The organism is Streptomyces misionensis (assembly GCF_900104815.1).
GTDB classification, from domain to species: Bacteria; Actinomycetota; Actinomycetes; order Streptomycetales; family Streptomycetaceae; genus Streptomyces; species Streptomyces misionensis.
In genome coordinates, this window is the sequence record NZ_FNTD01000004.1 from 234,612 (window position 1) to 254,815 (window position 20,204).

Below are 20,204 nucleotides of genomic sequence, written 5' to 3' on the forward strand. Positions count from 1 at the left end.
CGCCTCGGCGTCGTCCTGGTGCTCCACCCGCCGCAAAAGCTCCGGAACCCGGTCGACGCCGAAGCGGCAGTCACGCATCTCCGCCCACTCCACCCTCCGAGTACGGGCGGTGAGTCGTTCACATGAAATTGCGGGTGTGCAGGGCCGAGAGGGCCGCCGCCTCGTCCTCCGGGAAGCCCAGTCGGGACAGCCGGTGGCGTCGGCCTTCGTCCATGTCGGCGCGCAGCCGCCGCACCGCGCGCCAGCCGCGTTCGATCGCGTCCGGGTTCCAGGAGCCCGCCGCGAGCAGCACCAGGGCGTCGAACACCTCCGCGTTCAGGCCGGCGGTGTGCACCAGGGCCTCGTGGCGGCGTTCCACGGCGGCGCGCAGCCTGCCGCGCAGGCGGGGGTCGACGGTGCTGCGGTGTTCGAGGTGGCCCAGGCCGAAGGCGACGTGGCGTGCCTCGTCCTGGCGGACCAGTTGGCTGATGCGGTGCGTGAGGGGGTCGGGTGCGTGCCGTTCGAGGAAGGCCAGCAGGTTGAGGAAGCTGCCTTCGCCGAGCACGGACAGCAGGAAGGAGGCGATGGAGAAGTCCGGCTCCCTCATCAGGGTCGCCAGGGAGGCCCGGCCGCCGACCGACGAGGTGCCCAGCCGGCCGCCCTTGAGCAGTGCCCGCCGGGTGAAGACCTCGACGTGCCGGGCTTCGTCGGCGGCCTGTACGGCGAGCAGTTGCAGCACCTCCCGGAAGTGCGGGTGCACCTGGGTCAGCAGCCGCCCGGGGATGACCAGGGCGGCCTGTTCGTTCTCCACCAGGTAGGTCATCACCTGCACGACGGCCGTCTCGATGTCGTCGGGCAGGACGAAGGGCGTGTCCCAGGGGATCGCGGTGTGCGGGTCCCATTGGGCGGCGGTCGCCTGGCGGTACAGGCGTGGTGCCAGGTCCGTCCAGGCGGTGTCGCGGTCGGCGACGGCGAAGTGCAGTTCGGGTCCGCCGGCCTCGACGAGCGCACCGCGCGCGGCCAGTCCCCAGTGCGCCGGAGCGTGCTCGGCGACACCGTCCGCTCCGGGGCGCCCGGCGCGTTCGGCACCGTCCCAGCGGTCCGCCGCGGCCGTGCCCCGGCGGACGTGGGCGCGCACGGGGGCTTCGTCGGCGGGTGCGGCGGTGACGGTGTGGCCTTCGCGGCGGCACCAGACGGCCAGGTGGGACAGGAGTTCCGGGTGCGTGCCCGCCACGGCGACCTGCCGGCCGGGGGCCACCTCACGCAGCGCCCGGCGCAGCAGCAGGTGCGCTCCCCGGTCGAAGCCGAGTCCGGCGAGGTCCAGCGGCACGGTGTCGGGCCGCGGGGCGCCACCGGTCATGGCCGGTAGCCGGTGGCCGTGACCCGCCCGTCCGGATCGTAGAAGCCCGTCGCGTCGACGGCGGCCTCCAGTTGCGTGAAGCCGGTCTCGCGTGCGGGGACCCAGCGGGTGAGCCCTTCCAGGTCCAGCAGGTGGCGGACGTCCGGGTCGGCGTAGGACATCGACAGCAGGAGTGTGGTCAGGAGTTCGGCGGGGCCGCCGGCGAGCGCGGGCCCGGCCGCGAGCACGCAGTGGTCGTAGGGGTCCGTGCGGGTGAGCACTCGTGTGCCGTCCGGCGGCAGGGTTCCGTCCTGGGTGAAGGCCAGATGGTTGGCGTCGATCATGCAGGCTGCCGTGGCCCGGCCGGCCACCAGGGCGTGGGCGGCGTCCCGTTCGCCGCCGATGTGGTCGCCGTGCAGTCCGACGCCGGTGTCATGGCGTTCGACCCGCAGTCCGGTGTCGGCGCCGAGTCCCAGTTCGCCGAGGTGGTGCAGGGGGATGAGGGTGGCCTGGGGTGAGTCGAGGGCGCCCACCGCGATGTTCCGGCCCTTGAGGTCGGCGACGGTCTCGATGGGTGCGTCGGCCCTGACCACGACGACCGAGGTGAGGTCCTGGTCGGTGTCGCGCATGACCAGCGGCCGGACGTCGGCGCCGGCCGCCCGGGCCAGTCGGCGGGTGCGCAGCCAGGCCAGCGGCGATTGCCAGGCCACGTCGATGCGGCCGCGTACCAGGTCCTCGGTCTGCCGCTCGTAGTGCGCGTAGAGCACGAAGTCGAAGGGGAGCCCCTGCCGCCGCAGCCAGGTACGGAAGCCGGACCAGATGGTCACCACTTTGGCGTCGTAGGCGACGGCCCCCAGCACCAGCGGGTTCACCGGGCCTCCTCGAACAGCGGCAGGCCGAGGCCGGCCCGTCCGCAGAAGTCGTACAACGCCTCGGTGGTCGGTGCCATCACGCGTGCCGCCAGCGCGTCACGGAAGCGGCGTTCCACGCCCAGTTCGCGGCGGAAGGCACTGCCTCCGCACAGCCGCATGACACCGTCCGCCACCTCGGCGGTGGTCTCGGCCGCCAGGGCCTTGACCTGCAACACCCGCGATGTCGCGTCGGGGCGGCCGGTGTCGAGCGCGGCGAGGGTGTCGTCGAGGAAGGTGCGGGCGGCGTCGGCGCGCAGCCGCAGCAGGGCGTAGTCGCGGCGGGCGAGCGGCTGCTCGGCCAGAGTCTGCCGGAGGTGTTCCAGGCGTGTGGTGCGCAGGTGTTCGGCGGCCAGGGTCAGCAGCGCCTCGCTCACGCCGGTGCAGAAGGCGGCGCTCAGCACGAGGAAGCGGGGCAGCGCCAACTCCAGTGCGGTCGCCAGGCCTTGGCCGTCCGCGGCCAGTCGGGCCGTCTCCGGGACCCGTACGTCCTTGGCGCCGACCGGGCTGGAGGCGTTGCCGCGCAGCCCGAATCCGTCGTAGTCGCCGTGCACCTCCAGGCCCGCGCTGTCGCTGGGCACGAGCCAGAGGGTCATGGGGCCCGCGGCCCGGAGCGGCCGGCTCGACCAGACGTAGCTGTCGGCCTCTCCGGCCGAAGTGACCCAGGATTTGCGGGCGTTCAGGAGCACGTCGCCGCTGCCGTCCTGCGCGGCGGTGCCCACCGGCGCCCAGAAGTGACTGCGTGAGCCCTTCTCGGAGAAGGCCAGGGTGCTCAGATGCCGCCCCTCGGCGATCGCCCGCCGTACGGTTTCCGGGCCGTGGGCCTCGATGACGGACACGGCGGCGTAGTGCATGAGCAGCACCATGGCGGTCGAGCCGCAGACGCCGGCCAGCCGCTCGACGACGCCGGCCGCCTGCCGCAGATCCGCACCGGACCCTCCGAACTCCGGGTCGCTGAGCAGGCCCAGGGCGCCCGCGGCGGCCAGGGCTCGTACGCCGTCCCGGGGGAAGGCTCCCGCCTGGTCGACTTGTTCGGCCAGCGGTTCGACGACGTCGCGGATCACCGCGTCCAGACCTTGCACGGTGTCCGGTGTCTGCACGGAGTGGGCGGGCTGCGGCATGGTGGCCCCTTCATGATCGGTGTGTTATGCCACTTTCCCACTCCAATGATCCGGTTTGAACGGAAGCGCGCCGTGCCGGTACGGAAAGGCGGTCCCGCCGATGCCGTCTCCCGGTCTCCGGCACGGATATCGTCCTGGCATTACACAAGCGTTCGATCTCGCGGCATCGCTCGCCGAAGGCGTCGAGGGCCGCAGTGGTGCGTGGGCCTTCATCCGGGGCTTCGCCGCTCACTGGACCGGCACGGCGCTCGGGGGTGACGCCGGGTGGACGGAAGCCGACCTCGACGCCGCGGAGGAGCGGCTGGGTCTCAGGCTCCCCGTGGCGTTGCGCGAGGCGTACCTGCTGTTCGGGCGCCGACGGGAACTCACCAGCAACCACGACAGGCTGCTCGATCCGGCGGAGTTGTACGTCGACGAGGCGAAGGAGGCCCTGGTCGTCCGGCACGAGAACCAGGGGGCCGCGTCCTGGGGCATCCTTCTCGACAGCCTTCAGGACGACGATCCCGCGGTGTTCATCCGGCTCGACCTCGCCGACAAGAGCGCCGAGCGGTGGGTGGACTGGCTGGAGCGTCTTTCCCTGTGCTTCGTCGAGATCGTCCTGTCCGAGTCCCTGCACGCCGACGAAGAACTCTGCGATTTCCTCGACCTGTACGGCGACGAGGCCGAGGCGCTGGAGGCGAACTCCGTCCGGCTGCCGTTCCCGGAATACCCCACCGGCGATGAGGACGGGACCCGGTGGTTCCTGGCCCGGGACGTCCTGCTGCGGGTCGACGGCGGCGCCGCCCTGCTGGCCCGTGGCCGGACGGCGGACGATCTCGACCGCGTGCGCGACCTGATCCCGGGCGACTGGCTCAACGGCTGACGCCCGCCCCGGTCGGGTCCCGGCGCCGACGGCCCCGGCCGGTTCGTCGGCCGACGCCGGTGCCCCGGAACTTCCCCCCTCGGTGGGCACCGGCGCCGGCGCCGGCGCAGACGCCCGGTGGGACGTCCCGGCGGACGGTGGGCGGGAGGGGTCAGCCGCTCACACCCGCTGCCACAGCGCCGGTGTGTTCGGCGGCTCCCAGCCCGGCTGGGCCTGGTGGGTCTGGAGGCAGCGGTAGGTGGCACCGCCGTACGTCACCGTGTCGCCCGCCTGGTAGACGGTGCCCGCGGACCAGGTGCCGCCGGGATTGCCGGGGCCGCCCGGGTCTCCGGGGCCGGACGCGGCGGTCTTCAGGGTGAGGCCGTAGTTCTGGAGGATCGGGTTGATGGGCTGGAAGTAGGTCGTGCCGCCGCTCGTGCAGTCGCCCGAACCGCCCGAGGTGACGCCCTGCGCCTGGCTGCCGGAGATGAACGAGCCGCCCGAGTCGCCGGGTTCCGCGCACACCGAGGTGCGGGTGACGCCGGCGACGGTGCCCTCCTGGTACGTCACGCTGGTGTTGAGCTGCTGCACCGTGCCGCAGTGCCAGCCGGAAGTGGATCCGGAACGGCACACGGAGGAGCCCACCGTGGCCTGTACGGACCCGGCGACCTGCTGGCTGGAGCCGTTGACGTACGGCGTCGCCGTCCAGTTGGCGTTGGTGGCCACCCAGGCCATGTCGTTGCCGGGGAAGACCGACGCCTGGAACGTGCCCTGCGCGGTCCGGTCGGAACCGGTGGTGGTGCTGCCGGCGTGCCCGCAGTGGCCGGCCGTGGCGAAGCCCTGCTGGGTGCCCCGGGTCACCGGGAAGCCGATCGAGCAGCGGGCGCTGTTGTCGATGTAGTAGGCGTCGCCGCCCCGCAGGTCGGCGAGCGGGCGGGGCCGTTCGGCGGACTTCACGATCCGGGCGAGGGAGGCGTCGACGCCGGCCGCGGCGAGCAGGGAGCGGGCGGCGGCCGGCCGTATCGCCTCCACCACCAGCGCGTTGGTGCGTACGTCGACGTACCAGACCGGAGTGCCGGTGGTGCCGTGGTGCGCGGCGGCCCGGTCCACGCGTGCCTTGGCCGCGTCCAGCGCGGCCAGGGAGTGGTGCACCACGACCGCGTCGGCGCCCCGCGCCCGGATGGCTCGCGCGTCGGCCGCATCCGTCGTGGCGACGGTCAGGGTGTCCGAGAGGGTGCCGCTCACCCAGGCGCCCGCGAAGTGCGCGCCCACGGCGGCGCGCAGCCGGCCCGCGGTGGCGCCCGCCTCGGCCTCGTTGGCCAGCCGGCGGTCCGCCTGCCGCTGGTTCAGGCCGAGATCGCGTCGCAGCGCGGCGAGGAGGCCGGGCGGCGCCGCCGCGGTGCGGAGGCTGTCGGCCGCCGTCGGCGGGGCGGCGGGAAGGGAGGGCTGGGCGCTCGCGGAGCCGCTGAGCCCGGCCGCGAGCAGGGCACCCGCCGCCGCGACGGCGGCGCACGCGGCCCTGAGGTGTCGTTGGAGCATGGGGAGATCTCCTCGGATTCGGTGGGGTGCCGAAACCGTAGGGACGAGCCGCCCCGGCCCGTAAGACGTCAACCGACCCCCTGCCCGCGCGATATGGAACCCGTACCGGGTGCCGTCGCGTGCGCGGGCCGGGGTGCGGCCTCGGGTGCCGGGCGCTGCTGCGCGAGCCAGCGCGCGTAGCTGTCGCTGCGCGCCGCGGCGCCCGCGTGCGCCTCGCGGGCCTGGGCGAGCACCGTGGCCGCGGTGTCCGGTCGCTGTCCGGCCGGGTGCCAGCCCAGCAGGTGCCGCCACATCAGGGGCGTGCCGGCGAGCGGACGGATGGCGAGTCCGGGCGTCGGCGGAAAGGTGGCCCGGCACAGGCCCACCGCCCGGCCCACCTGCACCAGGTGCACACAGGACGCGGTGTCCGTCTCGTACATGCGCCGGGGAGCGAAGCCGGCCCGGGCGCAGGCCGCGGTGAAGCAGTCCGCGAAACAGCCGTCGCCGGGAACGCAGGCCCACTCCTCGTCCGCGAGCGCGGCCAGGCCGATCTCCCGTCCGCGGGCCAGCCGGTGGCCGTCGGCGAGCATCACGAAGACCGGGTCGACGGCGATCTCCTCCCAGACGAGGTGGGGGGATTCGGGCGGCGGGGTCGAGCCGCAGGTGCCGGCCAGCGCGAAGTCCAGGCGCCCCTCGGTCAGCATCTCCGCGAGCTCGCGCTCGGACCAGGAGGCACAGGTGGTCACGGTGGTGCCGGGCGCGGCGTCGGCCAGCCGGTCCACCAGCGCGCCCAGTAGCGGCCCGTGCGTCCCGCCGAGCCGCAGCCGCTCCCCCTCCTCCCCCCGGGTCCGGGCGAACCGGGCGGCCTCCCGCTGGAGTTCGCTCACCGCGGGCAGCACGATGCGGGTGCGTTCCAGGACCAGTTCGCCGAGGGCCGTGGTCCGTACGCCGTGCCGGCCGCGCTCGAACAGGGCGCCGCCCAGCGCCCGTTCGATGCGTCTCAGCTGGGCGCTGAGGGCGGGCTGTGCGAGCCCGAGCGCCGTGGCCGCCCTGGTCAGGCTGCCCGCGTCCGCGATGGCCCGAATGGTCTTCAGATGCCGCAACTCCAGCTCCATGAAGGGAGCTTGCGGTGCGGGAGGGCGAGGGGCAAGAGGTTGGTCCAGACCAGAGCGGGAACGGATGTGCCGACCCGACCGGTGCCCGAGAAAGGAGTGCGACCGATGCGCAGCACCACGGTCCTACCGGGAGTTCCCAGCCTGCCCTCCTGCCCGGGGGATGTGCCGCTGCACCGGCTGGAGGTGGCCGGGCCCGGCGCCCCGCCCTTCGCGGCGGGCTCCTTCGAGGAGGTGGGTCCGCTGTCCCGGTGGGACCGGCCGCACCGGCACACCTTCTACGAGATCGTCCACGTCCGCGCCGGTTCGGGCACCCATGTGGTCGATCTCGCCCGGTGGCCGGTGTGCCCCCCGCAGCTGACCGTGATCCTGCCCGGCCAGGTGCACCACTGGGAGGGCGGCCGGGGCCCCGAGGGGTCGCTCGTGCTGTTCACCGACGACTTCCTGGTGGACCATCCCGGCGACCGCGCGGTGCTGCGGGAACTCGGCTCCCGGTGGTTCGCGCTGGACACCGAGCACGACCGGTCGGTCCGGTCCCTGATCGGCGAACTGGCCGCGGAGTACCGGCAGCGGGCCCCGGGGCACGAGAGCGTCCTGCGGTCCCTGCTCCATGTGCTCGTCGTGCGCGCCGCCCGGCTCCCGGTCCACGACGGCCACCGGACCGGGCCGGGCGCCCGGGGCCGTACGGCCGCCGTGGCCGAGGCGTTCGCGCGGCTGATCGGCCACTCGGAGGCGGCGGGCTGGACGGTGCAGGAGTGCGCCGACCGGCTGGGCGTCACGCCCGGGTACCTCACCCAGGCGGTGCGGGCCGCGACCGGCCGCCCGCCCGGACGGCTGCTCATCGAGGCACGCGTGTACCTGGCCCAGCAACTGCTCGCCCACACCCAGCTGTCGGTGCGGCAGGTAGCCGCCCGCACCGGATTCGCCGACCCCGCCTACTTCGGCCGGTTCTTCCGGCGCGAGACCGGTGTCAGTCCCGGGGCCTTCCGAAAACACCACAGCCGCCACCATCCGTCCCTCGAAGCCCCGCCCGCGTCCGCCTAGTTTCATTGCCCGCCACCCCCCACAAGGAGGAGACATGGACGGATCAGCCACGCACGGCGCGGGCACGAACGAACCCGGCGCCGACCGCGAACCGGGATCTCCCCGGCTCGTCCACCGCAAGACGGTGCTGCGCGCGGCGCTCGCGGCCGCCGCCGCGATACCCGTCGCCCTGGCCGGCGGACCGGCCCTCGCCCGCGCCGCGGCGGCCGGCGGCAGTGCTCCGCAACTCACCCCGTCCTGCGACGACGGCGACGACCCGACCCCGGAGCAGATCGAAGGCCCCTACTTCAAGCCGAACTCGCCGCAGCGCACCAGCCTGTCGGAGCCCGGTCTGCCCGGCACCCCGCTCACCGTGACCGGCTATGTCTTCGGCCGCGCCTGCCTCCCGCTGAGCGGTGTCCTGCTGGACTTCTGGCAGGCCGACGACAACGGCGCCTACGACAACACCGGGTTCCGGCTGCGCGGGCACCAGTTCACCGACTCCCGCGGCGCGTTCACGCTCACCACCATCGTGCCGGGCCTCTACCCGGGACGCACCCGCCACCTGCACGTCAAGCTCCAGGCGCCGGGGCGGCCGGTCCTGACGACCCAGCTGTACTTCCCGAACGAGCCGCGCAACAACACCGACACGATCTTCGATCCGCGGCTGCTGATGACCGTGCGCGACGCGGGCGGCGGCCGGGAGGCGGCGTTCGACTTCGTCCTCGACGTCCCGCAGGACCCGGGTCCCGGCCCCACTCCGCCGGACGGGACCTGGGCCGTGGGCGTCGGCTACCGGGCCGGGGACCGGGTCACGTACGCCGGCCGCGCCTACGTCTGCCTCCAGCCGCACACGGCCCAGCCGGGCTGGGAACCGCCGAAGGTTCCGGCGCTGTGGCGCGCCGAGTGACGGGTCGGCCCGGCGTCCGCCGTCCCGGCGGCGCGTAGTCCGAACGGCGCGGATCGCTCCCGCAACGGTGGAGCGGTCCGCGTCGTCCGTCTGCGGGGCCCAGGCCGCGGGGAGGGGACGGGACCGCACCCGCCCGGACGTCGCGACCCGCTTGTGCGGGGCTCCGCCCGCGCTGCCCGGCGCGGTCGTCGCCGTGTCACGGGCGCGCATCACGCTCCCCGTAGGGCGGAGCGCCTGCCATGATCCCGTCATGCGCACACGGATCACCCCGGCCGGAACGGCCGACCTGCACCAGGTTCTCGCCGATCACCACCGGTACTGGGGAGAACGCGACCTGCGGTCCCTGCACCTGACGGCGCTGGTGCAGGAGTTCGGCGAGACCTGTCTGGTGGCCCGCGCCGAGGACGGCATCCACGGGTACGTCATCGGGTTCGTCACGCCGGCCCGCACCGGGTACGTGCACCTGATCGCCACACGGGACGACGCCCGCGGCACCGGTCTCGGGCGCCGCCTGTACACGGCGTTCGCCGAGGCCGCGCAGCGCGACGGCGCCGTGCGTCTGAAGGCGATCACATCGCCCGGGAACACCGGCTCGATCGCGTTCCACCGCCGCCTCGGGTTCGAGGCGAGGACCGTCGACGACTACAACGGCCCCGGCCGGGCGATGGTCGTCTTCGGCCGCCCCCTCCCGCTCGAAGGCCGGGGCGCCTGCGCGGGCACGCCGGGGGGCTGACACGGCACCGTCTTCCTCTCGCACACGCGGCGGGCGCGACCGCGGCGGAACCGCCGGATGGGTTGTCCGGACGGGCAGGGGGAAGTCGGGCGGGATGAACGTACGCACGTGGTCCGCGCCGATCCCGATGACGACGACGTCGATGACGCCGCCGCCCGGCCGCGTGGGCGCGCCGCAGCCCTTGGGGTGGATCTCCAGGGACTCGTCGCCCGGCCGGTAGGGCGGGCCGCGGGTGCGGGAACAGTCATTCCGGGGCCGTCCGGGCGGGCGGCCGCGCACACGGGGATCGAAGAGGGAGAACAGGACCATGGTGGGACCGGAGAGCGCGCAGGCCGGGCGGAAGGAGTCCGCGGTGGTGCCCTCTGCTCACTTCGCCCCGGCGCTGGACGCCATCGGGGCGGGAGCCTACGTCGTGGACGATCAGGGCTGCGTCATCGCCGCCAACAGCCGCGCCGAGGAGCTGCTGGGCCATACCGCCGACGAACTCATGGGGCGGGACGCGCACGACCTGCTGCACCGCGGGCCGCAGGGCCAGCAGCTGCCCGCGACACAGTGCGGCATGCGGCGGGCGTTCCTGGCCGGATGCCCGGCCCAGGGCGGCGAAGAGTACTTCGAGCACGCCGACGGCTCCCTGCTCCCGGTCTCCTGGACGCTCACGCCGTACGACGCCGGCGACGGTGGCGCCGGCACACTGGTCGTCTTCTACCTCCGCCGGCCGGCCGCCGACACCGGGGCGCCCCGGGAGCAGTCCGCCGGAACGCTGTCCGACTTCGAGCGGCTGGCCCTGCTCGCCGAGACCACGACGCAGCTGACGAGCACGTTCGACATCGACGAGGCGCTGCGCCGGCTGGTGGGGCTGGTCCTGCCGCGCCTCGCGGACTGGGCCGTCATCGATCTGATCACCGAGCACGACGAGGTGTGGCGCACCGTCGTGGCCCAGGCCGACGGCGACACCGTGATCCGCCACGAGGACCTCGAAGGGCCGATGCCGCCGGTCCCGGAGGAGTCCCTGATGCCCCTGTCGAAGGCGTTGCGGGGCGTCTCCTCCGCCCTGGCCGGCCCCGACACCTACCAGGGCGCGCCGGACTCCGGCATCACGGCCGAGCAGCGTCGTCTCTTCGACAGCGCCGGCGTGCACTCCGCCGCCATGGTGCCCCTGCGCAGCACCCGGGACGTCCTGGGAGCCCTCACCCTCGGCCGTGCCGGCATGCCGGGCAGCTTCACCGTCTCCGACCTCCCCCTGCTGGAGGACATCGCGCGCCGGGCCGGCCTGGCGCTGGACAACGCCCGCCTCTACCAACGCCAGCGCAAGGTCGCCGAGACCATGCAGAACCATCTGCTGCCCCAGATGCCGCGCGTGCCCGGGCTCCAGATGGCCGTGCGCTACCTGCCCGCCCCCGACGCCTCGCAGGTCGGCGGCGACTGGTACGACGCCTTCACCCTGCCCGACGGCGCCACCGCGCTCGCCGTCGGAGACGTCGTCGGCCACGACCTGGAAGCCGCCGCGGGCATGGCCCAGCTGCGCAACATGCTGCGCGCCTACGCCTGGGCCCAGGAGGGGCCGCCCAGCCGGGTCGTCGACCGCCTGGACGAGGCGATCATGCCGATCACCGACGTCACCATGGCCACCCTCGTCCTCGCCCGGGTGACCCGGACCGACGACGGCCACTGGCAGCTGTCCTGGACCAACGCCGGTCACCCCCCGCCCCTGCTCATCACGCGGGACGGTCTGGCCGAGTACCTCACCGACGGCCACGGGATCCTGCTGGGGACCGGAGTGCGCATCCCGCGTCCCGACGCCACCGTCCTCCTGCCGCCGGGCTCCACCCTCGTGCTCTACACCGACGGGCTCGTCGAGAAGCCGGGCCACACCCTCGACGACGGCCTGAACCAGCTGCGCCGGCACGCCGCCGCCCTCGCCCACCGCCCGCTGCCGTCCTTCACCGACCAGCTCCTGCGCCGCGTCCAGCCGCCGGGTCTCGACGACGTCGCCCTGCTCGCCCTGCGCACCCCCGCGCGGGAGCGCGGCGGCACGACCCCGTCCAGGGCCGAGTGAGCGGTGCACCGCCTCCCCGCGAGGGGTAGGCCGCGCGGCCGGGAAGCGGGTGGCCCCGACGTCAGCCGGTCAGATGACGCTGGATCCAGTCGGCGGCGGCCCTGCGGAAGGCCCGGCGGTTGTCCGCCCGCCGGAAGTCGTGGCCCTCGTCGCGCAGGACGAGGAGTTCCGCGTCCACGCCGCGCTCCCGGGCCGCCCGTACGAACTGCTCGGACTCGCCGGGCGGCACATTGGTGTCGTGCTCGCCGTGCACGGCCAGCACCGGCACGCGCAGCGCGTCGACGCGGCTCATCGGCGACAGCGCGTGCAGCAGTTCACGGTCCCGTTCCGGGTGCCCGTACTTGTGGGCGGCCGACTGGGCGAGCCATGGCTCGGTGCCCGCGAAGAACGTGGCGAAGTTCGACATGCCGCACACCGGGACGCCGGTGCGGAACAGCTCCGGGTGCCAGACGAGGGAGGCCATCACCAGGTAGCCGCCGTAGGAGTGGCCCATCACGGCCAGCCGGAGCGGGTCGGCCAGGCCCTTCACGACGACGTGCGCGGCGCAGTCGGCGACGTCCTCGATCGCGGCGAACCGGCCCCGGCCCAGATCCGCGTCGACGAAGGAGCGGCCGTAGCCGGAGGAACCGCGCACATCGGGGGCGAAGACGTCCAGTCCCCGGCCCAGCAACTCGTGGTAGAGCGGGTCGAACACCGGGCGCTCCTGTTCCTCCGGGCCGCCGTGCAGATGTAGGACGCAGGGCGCGGGCTCCCTCGGGGAACGGCCCTGCGCCCGGTAGTACCAGCCGCCGAGGCCCAGTCCGTCCCGGGCCCGGGGGCGCATCGGTACCGGCCGTACGGGGCGGTGGACACCGGGGGCCACCACGTCCTCGTCCCGCGAGGACCACGGGGTGCGCAGCGCGGCGCCCTGGGGCAGCCACCACACACCGGGCCGGCGCAGCGATCCCGACAGCGCCACCACGGGCGCGTCCGGGTCCGCGGTGACGGCCACCCTAGTGACCACCTCGTGCGGGAGCGGCACGGCGCGGGAGCGGTCGAGGGCCGTCCCGGGCACCAGCGGGGTCACCTCCAGCTCGCTGACACCGCGCACATTCCAGGACAGCACCGCGCCGCGGCCGTCGCGGTCCAGGGTCAGCAACTCCAGTCCGCTGCCGTCACGTTGGGCGGCCACCGTCAGACCGGTTCGGCCGCCCCACGGGTCGAGGGCGACGGCGTACAGGGCGGCGTGCTCGCGTTCGTGGTCGCTGCGCAGCCAGAGCGTCCGGGCGTCCGGCGCGAACGCGCCGATCCACGGGTCGCCGTCGGCGACCGGCACCGCGCAGGTCACCCACTGGTCCCGGATGCGCACGACCAGCGCCTCCCGCCGGGCCCGCGGGCCGCGGCGCACCAGCGCCAGCCGCCCGTCCCTGCTGATGTCGCACACGCGCAGGGTGGCGGCCTCCCGTTCACTGGCCACCAGTACGGGGGCGGCCGATCCGTCGGGGTCGACGAGGTAGGCCGACAGCGTCCTGGGACCGGTTTCGGCCCCGGCCGCGTCGTGGTCGGCGGCCGCGGAGACGGTTGCGGCGTGGCCGGTCGGCGGTGCGGGGACGGACGGCGCGCCCAGGAGGGTGGCGCGTCCGTCCCGCACGGTCCAGCCCTCCGGATGGACCGTCTCGGCGGCTCCGGAGACGGGCGGCACGGGGGTGGGGACGCCCGCGCCGGGAGCGGCCGCACCACTGTGCTCGGTGCCTGCGGCGCCCGAGACCTCCACCCCGGCGGGTGCCAGGCGCGCGGGGGCCTCGGCGACCGTCACGGCGAGCGCGGAGCCGTCGCGCGCCCAGCAGCCGAGGTACGCGGAACTCCCCGGCTCGCCGCCCGCGAGGACCCGCCGTCCCGTGCCGTCGGGGCGCACGCACAGCACACGCGTGTGCTCGCTGCCCCCCGGTGCGGTCGTGTAGGCGATCCACCGTCCGTCCGGCGACCAGGCGACCTCGGTCACCGGGTCCGGTTCGGCGTCCAGCAGGTGCACGTCGTCACTGTCGACCGGTCCCTCCCACAGTTGCGGCACCCCGCCGCGGTCGCAGATGAACGCGACGTGCCGCCCGCCGGGATCCGCCGAGGGGTACCAGCAGCCGTGCGAGACGAGCACCCGCGGAACGTCGTCGAGCGACACGGCGGCATCCGGAACGACCAGGGTCTCCGGCGCGGCCTGTGTCTCGCCGCTCCCCCCGTGCCCGGACAGCTCGTCGGCGGACACCGCGCGCTCCGTGCCGGGCCGTGACGGGTCCGCCGGTACGTCGTGGGGGTGCGGCGGGTTCCGCCGGGGCGACCGGGTCTCCGTACGGTCCGCTGCTCGCTCCGCCCGCACCGGTCCCCGGCGGTCGGCCGGGGGCACGGTCGGACCGCTCCAGGCGAGGGCCGGGCCGTCACCTGCGCGGTCGCTCGCCGCGAAGCCGGCCTCGCCGTCGGGGGGCCGCACGTCGCGGGCGGTGTCCGTGCCACGAGCCGTGTCCGTGCCACGGGCGCGGCCGGGCCGCGAGCGGTCCGCCGCGGTCCGGGCCCGGTCGGGTCCTCCGGCTCCCGTCCGGGGCCGGTGCTCGGCATCGGTCGCGTCCTCCGGCCGACCGGGCTCGGAGCGGCCCGCCGGGTCCGACGCGTCCCGGGGGTCCGCCCGTGGGGCATCCGCCGCGCTCCCGGGCCGATCTGAGGCGGGGCGCGCGGGCGCGTCGCTCGGCGGGCCGGCCCGCACGCCCTCCCCCACGTCCCCGGCCGGGCGCGGTGGGAAGGAGCGGGCGCCGGTCAGCGGATTCCGTGGGTCTGCAGCCATATTTCCAGCAAAGCGGCCTGCCACAGCGCGTTCGCCCCGCGCTTGGTGCGGTGGACGTCGGGCGCGGCGAGCAGTTCGTCGACGTGACTTTGGCGGTACAGCCCGCGGGCCCGCGCCTCGGGGGCGCAGAGGGCCTCACGGACGCGTTGCAGCACCGGCGCGGCCATGTGCTTGATCGCCGGGACGGGGAAGTAGCCCTTGGGCCGGTCGACGACCTCCCGCGGCAGGACCTTGCGGCCCGCCGCCTTCAGGACGCCTTTCCCGCCGTCCGCCAGTTTGAGTTCGGGCGGGCAGGCGGCGGCCAGTTCGACCAGTTCGTGGTCGAGGAACGGCACGCGTGCCTCCAGCCCCCAGTCCATGGTCATGTTGTCGACCCGTTTGACCGGGTCGTCGACCATCATCACGTGGGTGTCCAGCCGCAGTTCGGCGTCCAGGGCGGTCTCGGCGCCCGGCGTGGCCATGTGGGCCCGTACGAAGTCGCCGGAGACGTCGTCGGCGGGCAGCACCGAGGGGTCCAGCAGACGTGCGAGGTCGGCGTGCGGACGGTCGAAGTACGTCTCGGCGTACGCGTCGGGTGCCCGGTGCCGGGGCACGTGGGCCATCTGCGGGTACCAGTGGTAGCCGGCGAAGACCTCGTCGGCGCCCTGACCGCTCTGCACGACCTTGACCTCCTTGGCCACCTGCTCCGACAGGAGATGGAAGGCGACCACGTCGTGGCTGGTCATGGGCTCGCTCATGGCCTGGACGGCCCCTTCCAGGGCCTGTGAGACCCGGTCGGAGGGGACCATCAGCTGGTGGTGGTCGGTGTCGAAGTGCCGTGCCATCAGGTCGGAGTAGTGGAACTCGTCCCCCTCCTCGCCTCCCTCGGCCTCGAAGCCGACGCTGAAGGTGGCCAGGTCGCGCTGCCCCTCGTCGGCCAGCAGCGCCACGATGAGGCTGGAGTCCAGACCGCCCGACAGCAGCACGCCCACCGGCACGTCGGCGACCATCCGGCGCCGCACGGCCGTGCGCAGCGCCTCCAGGACCGCGTCCGTCCAGTCCTGTGCGGTCAGGCCGGCGTGCTCGGGGCGGCGCGTGTAGAGCGGTTGCCAGTAGCAGTGGTCGCGGTACGTGCCGTCCGCCTCGATGACCCGCACGGTGGCCGGCGGCAGCTTGCGCACGCCGTTGAGGACGGTGCGGGGCGCGGGCACGGTCGCGTGCCAGCTGAAGTAGTGGTGCAGTGCGGCGGGGTCGAGGGAGGTGTCCACCCCGCCGGCCGTCAGCAGCGCGGGCAGCGAGGAGGCGAACCGCAGCCGTCCGGGCGACTCCGCCAGGTAGAGCGGCTTGATGCCCAGCCGGTCGCGGGCGAGGACCACCCGGCCGCCGGCCTGCTCGACGATGACGAACGCGAACATGCCCACGAAGTGTTCGACGCAGGAGGCGCCCCACTCCAGGTACGCCTTCAGCACCACCTCGGTGTCGGACTCGGAGTAGAACTGATGGCCCCGGGAGACGAGTTCGGAGCGCAGTTCACGGTAGTTGTAGACGCACCCGTTGAACACGCCGACGAGCCGCGCCCGGGGGTCGGCCATCGGCTGCGCGCCGCTGTCCGTCAGGTCGATGATCTTCAGTCGCCGGTGGCCGAGTGCGGCGGGCCCCTGTGACCACAGCCCGCGGCCGTCGGGCCCACGGGGCGCGAGCCGGTCCGTCATGCGTTCGACGGCGGCGAGGTCCGGCTGCCGACCGTCGAACCGGATCTCGCCGCTGAGCCCGCACATCAGGCGGTCACCCCCTTCAGGGCGGCCGCGCCGGGCGCCGCGGGGTGTCCGCCGGGCGGGACGGACGCGCGGGGGGACCGGGCGGCCGGGCGCGGGTGGTCGTCGGTGATCGTGCGGGCGGGGACGTGGGACATGGTGCTGACCACTCTCCTGGGGCGGTCGTCGGGCACCGCCGGTGCCGGACGAGGCATGGGGCAGGCGGACATGAGATCGACCCGTCAGGATCCGGCGCCTCCGGCGACCGGGCTGAGGTGGGGGGCGCGGGCGGGCCGGGCCGCCACGCCCCCGCGCGGACCGGCTGCGCCGCGGGTCTCGGCGATCAGCAGGTCGACACTGGCGAGCAGGTCGTCGCGCCCGGCGGCCTGCCGCAGCCGGTGCGCGGCACTGCCGTCGGCCAGGGCCCGACCGAGCAGCTCGTGCACGTTCTCCCAGTCGCCGGACGCCTCCAGCGCGGGGCGCAGCCGGGCCGTCATGTCGCGCAGCACCCCGTGGGCGGGCGCGGCGCGCCGGGTGACCGGGTCGACCAGTACGCCTTCCAGGCCGGAGCGGGCGGCTCGCCAGCTCGCGGCCCGGAGCCACTCGTGGTGGCCGTCGCACCGCCCGGCGTCCCCGCGGGTCAGCCGCTCGCAGGCGTCCCGGACCAGCGCCCGGAAGAGGCCCGCGACAAGCACGACCGTCTCCACCCGCGGACAGGCGTCGCAGATCCGCAGCTCCAGCGTGCGCTGGTGCGCGGAGGGCCGTACGTCCTGGTACGCCATGCCGGCGTCGCTGATGGCACCCGAGCCGGTCAGCTCCTCCAGCGCCCGGTCGTACGCGGCGGCGTCGGCGTAGCAGCCCGGCGGCCCGGCGGTGGGCCAGCGCTGCCACAGCATGGTCCGCCAGCTGGCGTAGCCGGTGTCCTCGCCGAGCCAGAACGGCGAGCTGGCGGACAGCGCGAGCAACGGCGGCAGCCACGGTGCCACCAGGCACATGGCGCGTACGGCGGTGTCCCGGTCGGGTATGTCGACGTGCACCTGCGCGCTGCAGATCAGCTGCTCGTCGGCGACCCTGCGGTACTCGTCGGCCATGTGCCGGTAACGGCGCCCCGCGGTGACGTCACCGGGGCTCAACCGGGCCAGCGGCACGGTGCCCGCGGCCACCGTGACCAGGCCGAGCGAGGAGGCGGAGGCGTCCAGCAGCCGCCGTGACCGGGCGAGGTCCGCGAAGAGGGCGTCGAGGGTGTCGTGCACCGCGCTGTTGCTCTCCACGGCCGACCGCTGGAGTTCGGTGGTGAATCCGGGCCTGTGCAGCCGGTCCAGCACCGCGCGGGCACGTGGCACCAGCCGGCCGCTCTCCACGTCCAGCACGTGAAACTCTTCTTCTGCCCCGATGCGCAACGTCACGTCACGTTCTCCCCTTGCCTGGGCGATCACTGGGCCGTCGCGTACGCGTCCTGCCGGTGAATGGCGCGGCTCCGAGTACCCAGGCCGAGACGTTCACAAGCGTCTCGCCGTGCTCAGGTCACTCGATCCCCAACTGGGCGCACAGGGATCGCGGGAGGTAGGTGGAGGTCGGGAGCGAGTTCCCGACGCAGAAGTCGTAGAGGTCGGGGAAGTCTTTGCTGATCTTGTCCATGTTGATGTATGTGGACTGCCCCTTGATCTGGAGGTACTTCTGGTCGATCTTCTTCGTCGGGGCGCCCTCGTAGTAGGGACGCCAGCCCGAGCCGCCCTTGTCGGTGACCCCCTGCACGTGGAAGCCGTCCTCCTTCTTCACGAGCATCGGGCACTCCTGCTCGATGGTGGCCGTGCCGAACTTGAAGAAGGAGTACTTGGCCAGGTGGCTCCGCCCCAGGTCCTTGCTGCCCGCCAGCTCCTGGACCCGCTTCGGGTCCGTGATCTCCACCCAGCCCTTCGGGTCGAACGCCGCCGGAACGACGTCCTTGGTCAGGGAGAGGAGATCCTTGAGGATGTCGGCGATCTCCTTCGACTCCGCGCCGCTGCGCAGGGACTTCTTCAGGCCGTCCCCCAGGCTGACGACCCGGCTGAACTGCTGCTTCAGGTCACCCGCGCCGGGCGGCAGGAAGTACTTGCCGTCGACGTCGATGCCGTCCTTGGCGTCGCTCGGCTCCGCCCGGATGCTGGTGTTCGGGCCGAGGAACTGGTTCCCTCCCTGCCATTCGAAGAAGGCGAGACGCATCTCGTCGTACGTGGTTCCCGGGACGATTTCCTCCTTGCCCTTCCGGCGGTCCAGAAGAGCCTGCTGGATGTTCCTGGGGTTGATCCTCTTGCACTGCTCCTCGGAGAGGCCGAGGCGCCGCAGCATGTCCTTGCTGATCTTCGACGGGACCGCCTCTAGGAGGACGTCCGTCCTGTCCTCTTCGCTCAACTGCTCCAGGGCGTTCTTCAGGGCGGTGTGCGGGACGATGTGGTGGGCGGTGAGCTCCCAGTCGTTGTGTTCCCCACCGCTGTCGGCGTGCGGGTTCTTGCTCCGGTCGCCGGCGCGCTGGACGTCGGGCCGGTCCGTCGTCCCTGCGTGGGCGCGCCCGGGCTCCGGTGTGCGCACCGGTGCCTCGGCGGCCCGCGCGACGGGCGCCGACATCACCCGCGAGGCGTTCGCCTCGGCCTCGCGCTCGAAGCGGTCGCCGGGGTCGGACACCTTGAGCCCCGTCCCGTTGTCGGCACCGGCCACGGGCCCCTGGCGCTGCTGGATGACGTGGGTGAGTTCATGCGCGAGGGTGTGCTTGTCGCCGCCCCCGTCGCCCAGGACGACATGCTCCCGGGAGGTGTACGCCCGCGCCCCGATCTCGGCGGCCGAAGCCCTGGCGGCGCTGCCGGTGTGGATGCGGACGTCCGAGAAGTCCGCGCCGAGCCGGGCCTCCATTTCGGCGCGCGTGTCGTTGTCGAGGGGACGGCCGGGGCCGCGCAGCACGTCGTGCACGGCGGAGCGCTGCACGGCCGGCTGACCGGCCTGTTCGTCCCGTGCCCCGGGGTGGCCGGCCAGGCGGAGCATCTGGACGACGGCGGCGTTCCCGGCGCTGCGCTGGAACGCCAGGAGCGGGGGCGGCGGCGCGGCGGGGACCGTGGGTGTTCGGGCCGGTGGACGGCTGTTCTCGGCCTCTTTGGCCCGTTCGTTGTCGCGGGAGTGCATGGATCGCCTCTCGTGCAAAAGGTCGGTATTCCCTGATAGCAGGCGGACCCAGGCGGTACCAGGAAACCGCTGGGCAGTCGTGGTGCCCGATTCGACGGGTGACACGGAACGAGCAGTGCCCGTCGCGCTCTTGACGAGCGGTCGGCTGGGGCACGACTCCTTTCCTTTCCGGACGGTGCCGCGGGTTGGCGGTCGGCGCACCCGGTCACGCCGCGACCACCTGGATCGACAGCAGGTCGGGCGCGGTCGTGTTCATCGGGGAGACGAGCGAGGCGTACTCCCGGCAGCCGCCAGCCCGAGCAGAACACCGGGGTGGCCGGGTGCAGCGGCGCTGTCGAGTTCGTCAAGGACGGTGGAGTTTGACCCACGCCCGGGCCTGCGGTCCGTTCGGCGAACCGGCGGCGGGCCGTCGCGCCGGACGGGCCGGAAGAAGCCGTCGGCAGTTGTTGCCACGTGCAGCCCGAGGCCGCCAGGAACACGATCGCGGCCAGCACCTCACGGTCGCCGCGGCGACGCTGGCCGCCACCCTGCGGCCGCGACGGTGCCTATGGCACCACCCGTTGGAACAGACCCCGCAACTCATCCGGCACCAGCCGCTCAATGATCGCCGCGCTGAGAGGCTACCGACCGTGCAAGAAAGGCCCGTGGTCAGCGGCTCAAGCGGCGCTGCTTGTCGAAGCGAAGCAGCACCCCTACAAGGCGCCACGCGCCGGCCAACGCTCCGAGCAGTGCGCCCCCAGTCAACACGCGTCTTTCTGCCGAACCAGAGAGGTCAAGGGTCAGGGCGAGAGCCCAGGAGACGGCAAAGATCAACCCAGCCAGCGCGGCGGCAGTCACCAGGGCAAAAACGATCTCCACCGTCATTGCGTCCTTTTCCCATCGCGACTCACGCCCCGTGTCCATGCTGCAAGTCTCACACGCGCTCAGGCCACCGAGCCTGCGCTGACCGGACTTACCTGTGCAGCTCGA

The 20,204-nt window shown here is 73.8% G+C and carries 16 protein-coding genes and 1 pseudogene; 5 read left to right on the forward strand and 12 right to left on the reverse strand.

The window, feature by feature from the left end:
• Positions 1-118: 118 nt before the first annotated feature.
• Genes BLW85_RS02375 through BLW85_RS02385 form a run of 3 tightly spaced genes read right to left on the reverse strand, consistent with a single transcriptional unit; the run spans position 119 to position 3,347 of the window.
• The gene (locus BLW85_RS02375) at positions 119-1,339 is read right to left on the reverse strand and encodes a hypothetical protein (protein ID WP_074990283.1); all 1,221 of its coding nucleotides are present in this window, start codon (positions 1,337-1,339) and stop codon (positions 119-121) included.
• Positions 1,336-2,190 (reverse strand): phosphate/phosphite/phosphonate ABC transporter substrate-binding protein, encoded by an 855-nt coding sequence (locus BLW85_RS02380; RefSeq protein ID WP_074990286.1) that lies wholly within the window; start codon positions 2,188-2,190, stop codon positions 1,336-1,338. The genes BLW85_RS02375 and BLW85_RS02380 overlap by 4 nt, the downstream gene beginning before the upstream one ends.
• The gene (locus tag BLW85_RS02385) at positions 2,187-3,347 is read right to left on the reverse strand and encodes an acyl-CoA dehydrogenase family protein (RefSeq protein ID WP_074990288.1); all 1,161 of its coding nucleotides are present in this window, start codon (positions 3,345-3,347) and stop codon (positions 2,187-2,189) included. Before BLW85_RS02385 ends, BLW85_RS02380 begins: the two co-directional genes overlap by 4 nt.
• 100 nt (positions 3,348-3,447) lie before the next feature.
• On the opposite strand from BLW85_RS02385, the gene BLW85_RS02390 reads away from it, so the two are divergent.
• A complete protein-coding gene (locus tag BLW85_RS02390; protein WP_341867931.1) occupies positions 3,448-4,209 on the forward strand; it encodes an SMI1/KNR4 family protein in 762 nt (253 codons plus the stop codon).
• Positions 4,210-4,368: 159 nt separating this feature from the next.
• On the opposite strand, the gene BLW85_RS02395 is transcribed toward BLW85_RS02390, so the two are convergent.
• Entirely contained in the window at positions 4,369-5,727 is a 1,359-nt protein-coding gene (locus tag BLW85_RS02395) for a carbohydrate-binding protein (RefSeq protein ID WP_074990290.1), read from the reverse strand.
• 68 nt (positions 5,728-5,795) lie between these two features.
• Positions 5,796-6,821 (reverse strand): LysR family transcriptional regulator, encoded by a 1,026-nt coding sequence (locus BLW85_RS02400; protein WP_074990292.1) that lies wholly within the window; start codon positions 6,819-6,821, stop codon positions 5,796-5,798.
• Positions 6,822-6,926: 105 nt separating this feature from the next.
• On the opposite strand from BLW85_RS02400, the gene BLW85_RS02405 reads away from it, so the two are divergent.
• The 4 genes from BLW85_RS02405 (at position 6,927) to BLW85_RS02420 (ending at position 11,540) form a co-directional block, all read left to right on the forward strand.
• On the forward strand, positions 6,927-7,862 hold the full coding sequence (locus BLW85_RS02405) for an AraC family transcriptional regulator (RefSeq protein WP_074990294.1): 936 nt from the start codon (positions 6,927-6,929) through the stop codon (positions 7,860-7,862).
• A gap of 34 nt (positions 7,863-7,896) precedes the next feature.
• Positions 7,897-8,751: a dioxygenase family protein gene (locus BLW85_RS02410; protein WP_079172228.1), complete on the forward strand. Its 855-nt coding sequence runs from the start codon at positions 7,897-7,899 to the stop codon at positions 8,749-8,751.
• A 250-nt stretch (positions 8,752-9,001) separates the two neighbouring features.
• Positions 9,002-9,484 (forward strand): GNAT family N-acetyltransferase, encoded by a 483-nt coding sequence (locus tag BLW85_RS02415; protein WP_074990295.1) that lies wholly within the window; start codon positions 9,002-9,004, stop codon positions 9,482-9,484.
• 307 nt (positions 9,485-9,791) lie between these two features.
• Complete coding sequence (locus BLW85_RS02420) at positions 9,792-11,540, forward strand: SpoIIE family protein phosphatase (protein ID WP_074990297.1); 1,749 nt, start codon at positions 9,792-9,794, stop codon at positions 11,538-11,540.
• 61 nt (positions 11,541-11,601) lie between these two features.
• Here the strand turns inward: BLW85_RS02420 and BLW85_RS02425 are convergent, their stop codons facing one another.
• The 7 genes and pseudogenes from BLW85_RS02425 to BLW85_RS02450 all read right to left on the reverse strand — a co-directional run bounded on the left by BLW85_RS02425 (position 11,602) and on the right by BLW85_RS02450 (position 20,138).
• Positions 11,602-13,764 (reverse strand): prolyl oligopeptidase family serine peptidase, encoded by a 2,163-nt coding sequence (locus BLW85_RS02425; protein ID WP_074995937.1) that lies wholly within the window; start codon positions 13,762-13,764, stop codon positions 11,602-11,604.
• A gap of 557 nt (positions 13,765-14,321) precedes the next feature.
• A complete protein-coding gene (locus BLW85_RS02430; RefSeq protein WP_074990299.1) occupies positions 14,322-16,106 on the reverse strand; it encodes an N-acetylglutaminylglutamine amidotransferase in 1,785 nt (594 codons plus the stop codon).
• Positions 16,106-16,240 carry a hypothetical protein gene (locus BLW85_RS40545; RefSeq protein ID WP_279628567.1) on the reverse strand — a complete coding sequence of 45 codons (135 nt, stop codon included), beginning with the start codon at positions 16,238-16,240 and terminating at the stop codon, positions 16,106-16,108. The genes BLW85_RS02430 and BLW85_RS40545 overlap by 1 nt, the downstream gene beginning before the upstream one ends.
• A gap of 84 nt (positions 16,241-16,324) precedes the next feature.
• On the reverse strand, positions 16,325-17,488 hold the full coding sequence (locus tag BLW85_RS02435; RefSeq protein ID WP_079172230.1) for a carboxylate-amine ligase: 1,164 nt from the start codon (positions 17,486-17,488) through the stop codon (positions 16,325-16,327).
• Between the two features lie 118 nt (positions 17,489-17,606).
• Positions 17,607-19,235: an eCIS core domain-containing protein gene (locus tag BLW85_RS02440; protein WP_079172231.1), complete on the reverse strand. Its 1,629-nt coding sequence runs from the start codon at positions 19,233-19,235 to the stop codon at positions 17,607-17,609.
• 349 nt (positions 19,236-19,584) lie between these two features.
• Positions 19,585-19,840, reverse strand: a pseudogene (locus BLW85_RS39935) (transposase); the annotation flags it as partial.
• A 43-nt stretch (positions 19,841-19,883) separates the two neighbouring features.
• A complete protein-coding gene (locus BLW85_RS02450) occupies positions 19,884-20,138 on the reverse strand; it encodes a DUF6332 family protein (protein ID WP_208624809.1) in 255 nt (84 codons plus the stop codon).
• Between the last annotated feature and the right edge of the window lie 66 nt (positions 20,139-20,204).